The organism is Thermobispora bispora DSM 43833 (assembly GCF_000092645.1).
Taxonomy (GTDB): domain Bacteria; phylum Actinomycetota; class Actinomycetes; order Streptosporangiales; family Streptosporangiaceae; genus Thermobispora; species Thermobispora bispora.
The window spans coordinates 3,247,319-3,259,716 of the sequence record NC_014165.1 but is presented as its reverse complement, the minus strand read 5'-3'; the positions used below and the strand labels follow the sequence as shown (position 1 = coordinate 3,259,716).

At 72.5% G+C, this 12,398-nt stretch carries 12 protein-coding genes; 10 read left to right on the top strand and 2 right to left on the bottom strand.

Annotated elements, in window-relative coordinates; all coding sequences use genetic code 11:
- Window positions 1-60 precede the first annotated feature (60 nt).
- From rsmD to ftsY, 10 genes are all read left to right on the top strand, one after another.
- Window positions 61-630, top strand: a complete 570-nt coding sequence (gene rsmD / locus TBIS_RS13785) for a 16S rRNA (guanine(966)-N(2))-methyltransferase RsmD (RefSeq protein WP_013133016.1) — start codon at window positions 61-63, stop codon at window positions 628-630.
- Window positions 631-646: 16 nt separating this feature from the next.
- Window positions 647-1,123, top strand: a complete 477-nt coding sequence (coaD, locus tag TBIS_RS13780) for a pantetheine-phosphate adenylyltransferase (RefSeq protein ID WP_013133015.1) — start codon at window positions 647-649, stop codon at window positions 1,121-1,123.
- Between the two features lie 51 nt (window positions 1,124-1,174).
- Complete coding sequence (locus TBIS_RS13775) at window positions 1,175-1,747, top strand: YceD family protein (protein WP_148231532.1); 573 nt, start codon at window positions 1,175-1,177, stop codon at window positions 1,745-1,747.
- Between the two features lies 1 nt (window position 1,748).
- Window positions 1,749-1,928, top strand: coding sequence for a 50S ribosomal protein L32 (gene rpmF / locus TBIS_RS13770; protein ID WP_013133013.1), 180 nt, complete (start codon window positions 1,749-1,751; stop codon window positions 1,926-1,928).
- A gap of 281 nt (window positions 1,929-2,209) precedes the next feature.
- Window positions 2,210-2,989, top strand: a complete 780-nt coding sequence (gene rnc, locus TBIS_RS13765) for a ribonuclease III (protein WP_050760541.1) — start codon at window positions 2,210-2,212, stop codon at window positions 2,987-2,989.
- Between the two features lie 12 nt (window positions 2,990-3,001).
- The gene (gene mutM / locus TBIS_RS13760) at window positions 3,002-3,886 is read left to right on the top strand and encodes a bifunctional DNA-formamidopyrimidine glycosylase/DNA-(apurinic or apyrimidinic site) lyase (RefSeq protein ID WP_013133011.1); all 885 of its coding nucleotides are present in this window, start codon (window positions 3,002-3,004) and stop codon (window positions 3,884-3,886) included.
- Between the two features lie 286 nt (window positions 3,887-4,172).
- On the top strand, window positions 4,173-4,442 hold the full coding sequence (locus TBIS_RS13755; protein WP_013133010.1) for an acylphosphatase: 270 nt from the start codon (window positions 4,173-4,175) through the stop codon (window positions 4,440-4,442).
- 186 nt (window positions 4,443-4,628) lie between these two features.
- The gene (locus tag TBIS_RS13750; protein WP_013133009.1) at window positions 4,629-4,823 is read left to right on the top strand and encodes a hypothetical protein; all 195 of its coding nucleotides are present in this window, start codon (window positions 4,629-4,631) and stop codon (window positions 4,821-4,823) included.
- Between the two features lie 310 nt (window positions 4,824-5,133).
- Window positions 5,134-8,838, top strand: a complete 3,705-nt coding sequence (smc, locus tag TBIS_RS13745; protein ID WP_013133008.1) for a chromosome segregation protein SMC — start codon at window positions 5,134-5,136, stop codon at window positions 8,836-8,838.
- 572 nt (window positions 8,839-9,410) lie between these two features.
- Window positions 9,411-10,586 (top strand): signal recognition particle-docking protein FtsY, encoded by a 1,176-nt coding sequence (gene ftsY, locus TBIS_RS13740; protein WP_013133007.1) that lies wholly within the window; start codon window positions 9,411-9,413, stop codon window positions 10,584-10,586.
- 97 nt (window positions 10,587-10,683) lie between these two features.
- Here the strand turns inward: ftsY and TBIS_RS19930 are convergent, their stop codons facing one another.
- The gene (locus tag TBIS_RS19930; protein ID WP_013133006.1) at window positions 10,684-10,953 is read right to left on the bottom strand and encodes a cellulose binding domain-containing protein; all 270 of its coding nucleotides are present in this window, start codon (window positions 10,951-10,953) and stop codon (window positions 10,684-10,686) included.
- Window positions 10,950-12,299 carry a glucuronyl esterase domain-containing protein gene (locus tag TBIS_RS19925; protein ID WP_013133005.1) on the bottom strand — a complete coding sequence of 450 codons (1,350 nt, stop codon included), beginning with the start codon at window positions 12,297-12,299 and terminating at the stop codon, window positions 10,950-10,952. Before TBIS_RS19925 ends, TBIS_RS19930 begins: the two co-directional genes overlap by 4 nt.
- Window positions 12,300-12,398: the final 99 nt, after the last annotated feature.

Sequence of the window (12,398 nt, the reverse complement as noted above, 5' to 3'; positions counted from 1 at the left end):
GCCCGGCCGTCGACCGCGCGCCGGGTCGGGCGCACCGGGCGCCGGCGGGACAATGAACGGGTGACACGGGTGATCGCGGGATTGGCGAAGGGCCGCAGGCTCACCGTTCCGCCCGGCAAGGACACGAGGCCGACGAGCGACCGGGCCCGGGAAGGGCTGTTCGCCACGGTCCTGTCGGTGCTCGGCACCCTCGAGGGGGTCCGCGTCCTCGACCTGTACGCCGGTTCGGGCGCCGTCGGGCTGGAGGCGCTGAGCCGGGGTGCGGAGCACGTGCTGCTCGTGGAGGCGGACCCGCGGGCGGCGCGGGCCATCCGGGCGAACATCGAGGCCGTCGGGCTCCCGGGTGCGGTGCTCCGCCAGGAGAAGGTCGAGCGGCTCGTGCGCCGCCGCTGCGCCGAGCCGTACGGTTTCGTCTACGCCGATCCGCCGTACTCCCTCCCGGATGAGCAGGTCATCGAGGTGCTCATCGCGCTGCGGGACAACGGCTGGCTCGCCGGAGGGGCTCTCGTGGCCGTGGAGCGGGAGTCACGGGGGAAAGACCTGGAATGGCCGCCGGGCTTTGTGGCAGACAGGGTCCGCAGGTACGGGGTTGCGGCGATTTGGTACGGTCGCGCAGCCGGGAACCTCTGAAATTTGGGGGTGCGCAGTGCGTCGCGTCGTCTGCCCAGGGTCTTTCGACCCCGTCACGAACGGACACCTGGACATCATCGGCCGGGCCGCCAACCTCTGCGAAGAGGTCATCGTCGCGGTACTGATCAACATCGAGAAGCAGGCCCTCTTCACGATCGATGAGCGCATCGACATGCTCCGGGAGGTGACCAAGGAGTACGACAACGTCCGGGTGGAGAAGTTCCACGGCCTGCTGGTCGACTTCTGCCGGCAGCACGACATCCGCGTGATCGTCAAGGGTCTGCGGGCGGTGAGCGACTTCGACTACGAGCTGCAGATGGCCCAGCTCAACTACCGGATGTCCGGGGTCGAGACCCTGTTCATGTCGACGAACCCGGAGTACTCCTTCCTGTCGTCGAGCAGGCTGAAGGAAATCGCCCGGTATGGTGGTGACATATCCGGCTTGGTCCCCGACCTGGTTCGTGAGCGGCTGGAAGCACGGCTCAGGGGCTGAGGACTGGCTGGTAGTCTTGAGTCTCAGCCTGCACGACGGCGGTGATTCGCCATGCCTGATGAGAGCCGGATGAACCCGCACATCCTCGATTCCCGGTCCTCCTGGATCATCTCCACCCATGAGCTGGGACGGCAGCCGGGATCGATGGTCCGGATCAAGCCGGTGCTCTCGGCGCCGGCGGATCTGGCCGTCGGGATGATCGGCGTCCCCCAGGACGCCGAGATCAGGCCGGACATCCGGCTCGAGGCGGTGATGGAGGGCGTGCTCGTCACGGGCACGGCACGGGTACCGCTGCGTGGAGAGTGCTCACGCTGCCTGGATCCGTTGGCCTACGACATGGAGGTCGACTTCCAGGAGCTGTACCTCTACTCGGCGGAGGAGGCGTCCGAGGACGACTTCGTCCTCGACGGCGAGCTCCTCGACCTGGAGCCGCTGTTCCGTGACGCGGTGGTGCTCGCGCTGCCGTTGCGCCCGGTCTGCACCCCTGACTGCCCCGGTCTGTGCGCGGATTGCGGGGTGAAGCTGGCAGAGGCCGGCCCGGATCACCGGCACGAGAGGATCGACCCACGCTGGGCGGCGCTGCAGGGTCTGGTTCTGGAGAACAAACGAGATCAGGAGGGTTGACGTGGCCGTCCCCAAGCGGAAGGTGTCGCGGAGCAACACGCGCGCCCGCAGGTCCCAGTGGAAGGCCGCCGCGGTCGCGCTCGTGAGCTGCCCGCAGTGTCGCTCGCCCAAGCGTCCGCACACGGCGTGCCCGACGTGCGGCACCTACAACCGCCGTCAGGTCTACACCCCGGCGGACTGAGCACACGGATTTTCGACCACAGGCGTCGCCGGCCGGATCGTCAAACGATTCGGCCGGCGTTACCTTGTTGTGAAGAAGGCCGAGTACACGCGGCGTGGCGGCCGGACCGAGGAGACCGTGTACGGCATGCCCGCGGCCGTGGTGGACGCCGGGGCCCCGGACCCCGGCGGCCCGGCGCCCACCACGCCTTCGGGCTCCTCCGATCCACCGGCCTCTCTGCGCCGTCCTGCCGCGCGTGGAGCAAGAGGAGGACGTTCGTGGCCGCATCGGGCAGTAAGCCGGTGGACGTGGAGATCGTCCGGCAGGAGCTGGGCGAGATCCTCGACGTGGAGCTCAGCCCTGACATCCTGGAGCAGGCGCTGACGCACCGTTCGTACGCCTACGAGAACGGCGGCCTGCCGACCAATGAGCGCCTGGAGTTCCTCGGTGACTCGGTGCTCGGCCTGGTGGTGACGGACACGCTGTACCGCAACCACCCCGACATGCCGGAGGGGCAGCTCGCCAAGCTGCGCGCCGCCGTGGTCAACATGCGGGCGCTCGCCGACGTGGCGCGCAGCCTCGACCTCGGCAAGTACCTGCGGCTGGGCCGCGGCGAGGAGGGGACCGGCGGCCGGGACAAGTCGTCGATCCTCGCCGACACGCTCGAGGCCCTCATCGGCACGGTCTACGTCGACAAGGGGCTCGACGAGGCGTTCCGGGTGGTCCACCAGCTCTTCGACCCGCTCATCGAGCGGTCGGCCTCGCTCGGCGCCGGGCTCGACTGGAAGACGTCGCTGCAGGAGCTCACCGCGGCCGAGTCGCTCGGCGTGCCCGAGTACCACGTGGACGAGAGCGGCCCCGACCATGCCAAGTCGTTCGTGGCGACCGTCCGCGTCGGCGGCAAGGAGTACGGCAAGGGCACGGGGCGGAGCAAGAAGGAGGCCGAGCAGCAGGCGGCCGAGGCGGCCTGGACCGCGATCCGGGCGATGCGGGACGCGAAGGAGAAGGCCGGGAAGGCGGAGGACGGCGGCGCGCAGCGCACCGGGGAGCCCGCGGGCGGGGCCGGGACCGGCGAGTCCTGACCGGGACCGCGGATGCCCGAGCTTCCCGAGGTCGAGGTCATCCGGCGCGGGCTGGAGCGCTGGGTGGCCGGGCGGGCGATCGCGTCCGCCGAGGTGCTGCACCCGAGGTCGGTCCGCCGGAACACGGGCGACCTCCCCGCCCGGCTCAAGGGCCGCCCGCTGCTCTCCGCCGAGCGCCGCGGCAAGTACCTGTGGCTGCCGCTCGGCGACGGCGATCCGGCCGATCCGCGCGAGGCGGAGGAGGCCCTCGTCGTCCATCTGGGCATGAGCGGGCAGCTCCTGCTCACCGACCGGGGAGCGCCGGCGGAGCGGCACCTGCGGGTGCGGCTGGGCTTCGCCGATGACGGCCCGGAGCTGCGCTTCGTCGACCAGCGGACGTTCGGCCACATGCTCGTCGCCCCGCTGGCGAGCGCCTACGGCCGCCGGGTGCCCGAGCCGATCACGCACATAGCCCCCGACCCGCTCGAGGAGGCCTTCGACGACGACGGGTTCGCGCACCGGCTGACGCGGCGCCGTACCGGGCTGAAACGCGCCCTCCTCGACCAGTCGCTGATCAGCGGGGTCGGCAACATCTACGCCGACGAGGCGTTATGGCGGGCGCGGCTGCACTGGGCGCGGGCCACGGAGACGCTGACCGCGGCCGAGGTCACCGAGCTGCTCGCCCAGGTCCGGGCCGTGCTGACCGACGCGATCGCGCAGGGCGGCACGTCGTTCGACAGCCTGTACGTGAACGTCAACGGGGAGAGCGGCTACTTCGGCCGCTCGCTCGCGGTGTACGGCCGGCAGGACGAGCCGTGCCCGCGGTGCGGCGCGCCGGTGCGGCGCGACCCGTTCATGAACCGGTCGTCCTATAGCTGCCCGAAGTGCCAGCCGTGGCCGGGCGACGCCCGGCCGTGAACACCCGGGAGTTCGTCCGCGAGCCGCGTACCGCGCCGTGGCCGGGCTTCACCCGAGTCGGCCTCCCGCGGCGGTGCGGTGACCCGGCGTGCCCTGGACCGGCGCCACCGGTGGGTAAGGGATCGGCGCCGTCCCGAGCGACCCGTACCTCAGGGATGGAGGCGCCGCCGGCGTGGCCGGGCCGCCGGGGAGGACGGGAGCCCACGGGGACGGCCGGCGCGGCTGCCGGTGACCTGGCGGCCGGCGCGGCTGGTCACGGGAGCGGCCGATCTGGATACTGGTAGTCGTGGTCCGGTTGACGGCGTGGGTCCGTGGTCGAGTGCAGGGAGTGGGGTTCCGCTGGTGGACCCGCGCCCGCGCGCTCGAGCTCGGTCTGTGCGGGTGGGCGGCCAACCTGTCCGACGGCAGGGTTGAGGTCGTGGCCGAAGGCCCGCGGGAATCATGTCAGAAGCTGCTCGATCATTTACGCGGCGGCGACACCCCGGGTGAGGTCACCGGGGTCACCGAGCGCTGGAGTGACGCCAAGGGCGGGATCACGGGGTTCGGGATCCGGTAGCCTTCCCGTAAACTCAGTGAGTCAGGTATATTTATCACTTGGGAGTGTTCACCGGTAGGCTAGCTCGGAGCGTTCAGCTTGACCGCCCTCCAGTGCCGGTGCGACTCTTGAGAGGTACTAAGCGCACCCTCCCGCGGCTTGAAGTGCGCAAATAGTCTGGTCACTCAGCGTGGAGGACCCTTTACCATGGCGAAGGCTCTACTTGGCCACGTCGGCGGTCCTGATCCTCGTATGGTCTCCGAATTGCGCCGTCTTCAGCAGCGCATCCGGGATCTGGAGGCAGAACTCACCCGGCTCCAGGCGCAGAACGACGCTCTCACCGCGCAGGCGCGTGAGGACGCGTTGGTCCGGTTGGAGGACCGTGAGCCCGCTCTCACCTGACAGAGCGGCGGAAGGACAGTCGTAGGGACGCCCGAACGGCGTCCCTTGCCGTTTCCTGATGAATCTTTTGATTCTTTAACTTTCCCCGGCGCATTTCGAAACGAGAATTCCAGGCGCCGGTCGATGAGCCTTCGCCCTTCGCCAAGAGACCTTCCCATTCGGCGTGAGCCGTCCGCGCGCAACGAAACGATCCGTTCGTTATAGGACATAAGCCGCGTTGCTCGCGGGCTCAGCGAGCCTTATGTGACACCGGTGTCCTTCAGGGACGGTAGTCTTCCCCCGAACACAGGTGGCTGGGAGGGGGCAGCGCATGTACCTGAAGAAGCTGACCCTTCGCGGCTTCAAGTCCTTCGCCTCCGCCACGACCCTTCGGTTCGAGCCCGGCATCACCTGCGTGGTCGGGCCGAACGGGTCGGGGAAGTCCAACGTCGTCGACGCGCTCGCCTGGGTGATGGGCGAGCACAGCGCGAAGTCGCTGCGCGGCGGCAAGATGGAGGACGTCATCTTCGCCGGCACCGCCAGCCGGCCGCCCTTGGGCCGCGCCGAGGTCACGCTCACCATCGACAACTCCGACGGCGCGCTGCCGATCGACTACACCGAGGTCACCATCAGCCGGCTGATGTTCCGGTCCGGCCAGAGCGAGTACGCCATCAACGGTGACCCGTGCCGCCTGCTCGACATCCAGGAGCTGCTCTCCGACACCGGCATCGGCCGCGAGATGCACGTCATCGTCGGGCAGGGGCAGCTCGACCAGGTGCTGCACGCGGGGCCGGAGGAGCGCAGGGCGTTCATCGAAGAGGCCGCGGGCGTCCTGAAGCACCGCAAGCGCAAGGAGAAGGCGCTGCGCAAGCTCGACGCCATGCAGGCCAACCTCAACCGCCTCCAGGACCTCATCACCGAGCTGCGCCGCCAGCTCAAGCCGCTCGGCCGGCAGGCGGAGATCGCCCGGAAGGCCGCGGTGATCCAGGCCGACTTACGGGACGCGCGGCTGCGGCTGCTCGCCGACGACGTGGTGACCCTGCGGGAGGAGCTGCGGCGGGAGGAGGCCGACGAGGCCGCGGTACGGGCCCGGCGCGCGGAGGTCGAGGCCCAGCTCGCGGAGAGCCAGCGCGTGGAGGCCGAGCTGGAGGCCGCGGCGAGCGAGGCCGAGCCGCGGCTCAAGGCGGCCCAGGAGTCCTACTACCGGCTCTCCGCCATCAAGGAGCGGCTGCGCAGCGTGGAGAGCCTCGCCGCGGAGCGGCAGCGGCACGCCGCCGAGGCCGCGCAGGTCCAGCGCTGGGGCCGCGACCCCGAGGAGCTCGAACGCGAGGCGGCCGAGGCGCGCGCGCAGGAGGAGGCCCTCGCCCAGGAGCTCGAGGAGGCGAACGCCCGGCTGGCCGCCGCCGTCGACTACCGCGCCGAGGCGGAGAACGCCCTGGCGGCCGAGGAACGCCGCCTCGCCGCCGCGGCCCGCGCCGCGGCCGAACGGCGCGAGGCGCTCGCCGCCCTCCGCGGCCAGGTGGAGTCCGCGCGCAGCCGGGCCCGGGCGGCCGACGAGGAGATCGGCCGGCTCTCCCGGGCGCTCGAGGAGGCGCGGCGGCGGGCCGAGCAGGCGCGGGCCGAGCTCGAGGCGCAGGCGCTCGCCGAGCCGGAGGTCGATGAGCGGCTCCTGGCCGAGCTCGCCGCCGCCGAGGAGGAGGTGGAGCTCGCCCGCGCCGCCGTGGAGGAGGCCCGGGCGGCTGCCGCGCAGGCCGAGGCCGAGGTGGACCGGGTGAAGGCCGGTCTCGCCGCCCCGCAGGAGGCGCTCGCCGCGGCGAAGGCGGCGGTCGCCGCCGCGGTGGCGGCCGATCAGGAGTCGCAGCGCAAGGTGGCCGCGCTGCAGGCGCGCCGGGAGGCGCTCGAGCTGAGCCTCAACCAGCCCACGGACGGGGCCGCGACCCTGCTCGGCGCCGGCCTGCCCGGGGTGCTCGGCCCGGTGGCCGGCCTGCTCACCGTCGCGCCCGGGGCCGAGGCGGCGATCGCGGCCGTGCTCGCGGTCGACGGCGTGGCCGTGGCCTCGCTCCACGCGGCCGTGGCCGCCATGGAGCACCTGCGCGAGTCCGGCGGGGGCGGCTCCGCGCTGCTGATCGCCGGCGACGCCACGGAGGCCCGTCACCCCGGTGAGCCGCCGGTCGCCGGCGCGGAGTGGGCCGCCGATCTCGTCACCGCGCCCGAAGCGCTGCGCCCGGCGGTGGCCGCGCTGCTCTCCGACGTGGTCGTCGTCCCCGACCTCGTCACCGCGCGCAAGGTGGTCGAGGCGAACCCGCGGCTGCGGGCGGTCACCCGGGCCGGTGAGGTGCTCGGCGCGTACGCGGCCCAGGGCGGCCCGGGCGGCCGCACCTCGGTGCTGCAGATGCGGCGGGCGCTCGACGAGGCGGCCGCCGGCCTCGCCGCCGCCCAGGCCGAGGCGGAGCGCAACGCCCGGGCGCTCGCCGAGGCGCTCGCCGCCGAGGAGGAGTGCCGGAACGCCGTCGCCGAGGCGGAGGAGCGCGTGGCCGAGGCCCAGCGGGCCGCCGCGGCGGCCCAGAGCAGGGTCGACGCCGCCCAGCAGGGCCTCAACGCCGCCCAGGCGGCGCTCGACCGGCTGCGGAGCAGGCAGCGGGAGGCCGACCAGGCCGCCGCCGACGCGGCCCGCCGGCTGGCCGGTCTGGAGGCCGCGGCGAACGCGGCCGCCGACGAGGTCGCCCGGCTGGAGCAGGCCGTGCGGGGCGCGGAGCAGGCCCGCGAGGAGGCCCTGGCCGCCGTCGTGGAGCTGGAAGAGCGGCTGGCCGAGGAGGAGTACGCGGCCGAGCTGACCGAGGAGGTCACCACCGAGACCCGCGACGAGCTCGCCGCGACCTGCGAGTCGGCCCGGCAGGCGGAGCTGGAGGCCCGGCTCGCCGTCCGGACCGTGGAAGAGCGGCTCCAGGGGATCGCCGGCCGCGCGGACGCCCTGCTGCGCGCCGCGGAGCGGGAGCGGGTGGAGCGGGCCAGGTTGGCCGCAGAGCGGGCCCGCCGCCGCAGGCAGGCCGAGACGGCCGCCGCGGTGGTGCGCGGCGCCCAGACCGCCCTGCAGGCCGTGGAGCGGTCCCTCGCGCTCGCCGCCGAGGAGCGGGAGGCCGCCGAACGGGCCCGCGAGCACATCGAGACCGAGCTCAAGACGGTCCGGGGCCGCGTCCGGGAGCTCGGCGCCGAGCTCGATGCCCTGGTCAACCGGGCCCACGGCAGCGAGGTCGCGCGGACCGAGCGGCGGCTCCGCCTGGAGCAGCTCGAGAAGCGGGCCATGGAGGAGTTCAGCCTCGACGTCGAGTCGCTGATCGCCGAGTACGGCCCGCACGTCCCGGTGCCCGGCGACCCGCCCGTGCCGTACGTCCGGGAGGAGCAGGAGAAGCGCGCCGCGACCGCCGAGCGGCGGCTCGCCCAGCTCGGCAAGGTCAACCCGCTCGCGCTCGAGGAGTACGCCGCGCTGGAGGAGCGCCACGCGTTCCTCACCTCGCAGCTGGAGGACCTCAAGAAGAGCCGGCGGGATCTGATGCTCGTCGTCAAGGAGGTCGACGAGCGGGTGGAGCAGATGTTCGCCTCCGCCTTCCACGACGTGGCGCGGGAGTTCGCGCAGATCTTCCAGCGGGTCTTCCCGGGCGGTGAGGGCCGGCTGATCCTCACCGACCCGGACGACATGCTCCACACCGGCGTCGAGGTGGAGGCCCGGCCGCCGGGGAAGAAGATCAAGCGGCTCTCGCTGCTCTCCGGCGGGGAGCGGGCGCTCACCGCGGTCGCCTTCCTCATCGCCATCTTCAAGGCCCGGCCGTCGCCGTTCTATGTGATGGACGAGGTGGAGGCGGCACTCGACGACACCAACACCCAGCGGCTGCTCACCCTGTTCGAGGAGCTGCGGAAGACCTCGCAGCTCATCATCATCACCCACCAGAAGCGGACCATGGAGATCGCCGACGCGCTGTACGGCGTGACCATGCGCGGCGGGGTGAGCCAGGTGGTGAGCCAGCGGTTGCGCGAGTGACGCCCCAGATGCGCTGACGACGCTGCCCGGGCGGGTGCCCGGCCACCGATGCCACACGGTCCGGGCGGGGCACGCCGCCCCGCCCGGGCGCGGTCCACCAGGCCCGGCTGATCGCGCTCACCATGCCGCCCGGATCGCGGGCCACCGCCGCTGTCCCGTCCCGATACCACCCGTACCGGGGAAGTCCCGAGCCGGACCGCGGGGACCGTCGGGCACGGGAAACGCCCGGGCCCGGGCACGTCGGTATGCGCCGTCCCGCCGTCGGCCGGTCCCCCGTGCGAGTCCGGGCTGGTGACGCCCGCCGGGACCATCGAGCGGGGACCGCCCGGATCGGCGACGCCCGTCCGGGAGCGCCCGGGGTCGGCCACGCCGCCGTGTTCCGCCCGCCTTCGGCTGCTCCTCCATGCGAGGTACGGGCCGGCGACGCCCGCGAGGGCTACTGAGCAGGGAAATGCCCGGGGCCCGGATCGCCGCCGTGCCCTGGCCGGCCGCCGGCCGGTTGCCACGCGAGTCCGGGCCGGCACCCCCGGGGTTGGGCCGGGCACCCCTGGTCGTCTGGGAGACTGCATGGTGTGGAGGAGTACATCGGCTACCTGGTGTTGGTGGTCGCCATCGCCGCCCTGGCGTTGGTGAGCGTTTTCCTGCTGTTCCGGCCGAAGACCCGGAGGCCGCCGAGCGTGCCGGCACCGCCGGAGACGCCCGCGGCCGAGGCACCGGGCCGGCCGGCCGCGACCGAGGAAGAGGAGGCCGCCGGGACGGCGACGACCACCGTGCCGCCTCCACCGGCCGAGGAGCTGGTCAAGCCACCCGCGATCGAGGTTCCGCCGCCGTCGGCCGGCCGGATGGTACGGCTGCGCAGCCGCCTGGCCCGCTCCCAGAACGTGATCGGGCGGGGCCTCCTCGAGCTGCTGTCGAGGGACCGGCTCGACGACGAGGTCTGGGACGAGATCGAGGAGACCCTGATCACCGCGGACGTGGGGGTCGCGCCCACCCGGGCGATGGTGGAGAACCTGCGCACGAAGGTGAAGGTGCTCGGCACCCGAACGGAGGAGGAGCTGCGTGCCCTGCTCCGGGAGGAGCTGCTCGCCCAGGTCGGCCCGGACCTCGACCGCACGCTGCGCACGGAGCCGACCGGGGAGCGCCCGGCCGTCGTCCTGATCGTCGGGGTCAACGGCACTGGCAAGACCACCACCGCGGGCAAGCTCGCCCGGGCCCTGGTCGGGGACGGCAAGAAGGTGCTGCTCGGCGCCGCGGACACGTTCCGCGCCGCCGCCGCCGATCAGCTCCAGACCTGGGGCGAACGGGTGGGCGCCGCCGTGGTGCGCGGGCCTGAGGGCGCCGACCCGGCCTCCGTGGCCTTCGACGCGGTCGCGAAGGGCATCGCCGACAAGGTCGACACGGTCATCGTGGACACCGCGGGCCGCCTGCACACCAAGGTCGGCCTGATGGACGAGCTCGGCAAGATCAAGCGGGTCATCGAAAAGAAGGCGCAGGTCGACGAGGTCCTGCTCGTCCTCGACGCGACCACCGGGCAGAACGGCATGCGCCAGGCCCAGGTGTTCGCCGAGGTGGTGGACGTCACCGGGATCGTGCTGACCAAGCTCGACGGCACGGCCAAGGGCGGCATCGTGATCTCGGTGCAGCGGGAGCTCGGCGTCCCGGTCAAGCTCGTGGGTCTCGGCGAGGGCCCGGACGACCTCGCCCCGTTCGATCCGAAGCTGTTCGTCGACGCCATCGTGGGGGACTGAGCCGGCGGCCACCGATCGTGCACAGGGCCCGTGGTACGCGACGTACCACGGGCCCTGTCGGTGCACCCGGTGGGGGTGTCCGGTGAGACCTACGGGGTCACGGGCTGGTGCAGGTGGCCGCCGGGGTCGCCGGCGATCCCGACGCGAGGAAGCCGAAGGTCGTGCTCGCGTCGGCGCCGAGCGAGCCGTTCCACGGTGCGTTGCGCACCGTCACCGTCCCGGATCCGGACGGCTGATGGTCACCGCCCCACAGCTGGGTGATGCTCTGGGATCCGGGCCATGTCCAGCGCACGGTCCAGCCGTTGATCGGCGTGCTCCCGGCACGGACCGTGACCTCGCCCTGCCAGCCTTCGTTCCAGGAGTTCACCACGCGCAGCGTGGCCGAGCACTGCCCGGGCGGCGGGTTGCCGGTCGGGGACGGGCTCGGGCTCGTGGGCGGCCGGCTCGGCGACGGCTGCGTCCCACCGTCGTCGCTGAGGACCGGGGTCGTCCAGTCCCGCCACCCCGCCAGGTCGCCCGTGCGTTGGGCGAGATGTTGAAGACGCCCGTATCGTCGCCCGTCTTCAGCAGGAACTTGCGGATGTTCCGCTGCAGGGGGTCCCGCCACTCGGCGCGCGCGGCGCAGTGCGTGCCGTCCTGGACGTTGGACCAGTAGCTGATGTTGTCCTCCGCGCCGAGCGCCTTGTAGATCTCCGCTCCGGCCAGGGCGGCGACGCTGCCGGGCCGGGAGCCGAGCCAGTCGATGTGCGGGTTCTCCATGATGAACAGGCCCCGCGGCGCGATCATGCCGATGATCGAGTGCGTGTCCACCGGCAGCCGCGCCGGGTCGCCGGTGAACGAGCCGAACGCGTCACCGAGCCACGGCTGCTCGTTGTACGCGCTGCTCAGCGGCTGGGCGCCGCTCTCCCGGGCCACGCCGCGGAAGATGGGGACGCCGCCGGTGCCGGACTCGATCGGCATGGTGAGCGCGATGCGCTGGTCGAACGCGCCGGTCACGAAGGCGCCCTTGCCGAACCGGGAGCACCCGGTGACCCCAATCGCGTCCGCTTTGAGGATGGAGCCGTCCGACTGCTCGATGACGTCGATGATGCGGCTCACGCCCCAGGCCCAGGCGGCGAGCAGGCCGGTGCTGCTGGAGGAGCCGTAGAGGGTGTAGAAGGCGCCCTGCTTGTTGCTCCGGGAGGTGTTCTCCCGCCCGACGGAGTACGGGTCGAAGCCGATGACCGCGGCACCGGCCGCCTTGATGGTGGCGGTGTCCGCGCCGAGCCCGCCCAGGACGACGACGGCGGGGAACGGGCCGTTCCCGCTCGGCAGGTCGACGCTCGCCGAGAAGCTCGCGCTCCTGCCGCCTTCCGACACGTTGACGGTGATGCCGTTCCGCGTGACCGAACCCGTGACGCTCGCCGGTTTTCCGGGCTTGGTGCCGTAGACGTACCGCTCCGCCAGTTTCCTGATCTCCGCGCGGCGGCACCGCCACTCCGCCTTGGTGGTGATGCGCGTGCCGAGCTTGCGGAAGGGGTCGGGCAGCAGGGGAGTGCTCGCCAGGTCACCGGTGTCCGGGACCGGGCAGCCGGTGCCGTCGTCCTCCACGGCCGCGGTGACCACGGCCGCCTGAGCGCCCGGTGTCAACGCTCCACCGACCGCGCAGGTCGCCGCCACCGCGAGCACGGCGACCGCCGATCGGATCGTGGAGCGGCCCGAGTGGCTCTTCACCTGGGCTCTCCTTCCACGTGAGATTGGACCACCACCGTCGAGCGTCAAGTTCGACTTTTCAAGGTGTCAATCGAGCCCTGACACGGCCGGACCTTGCGC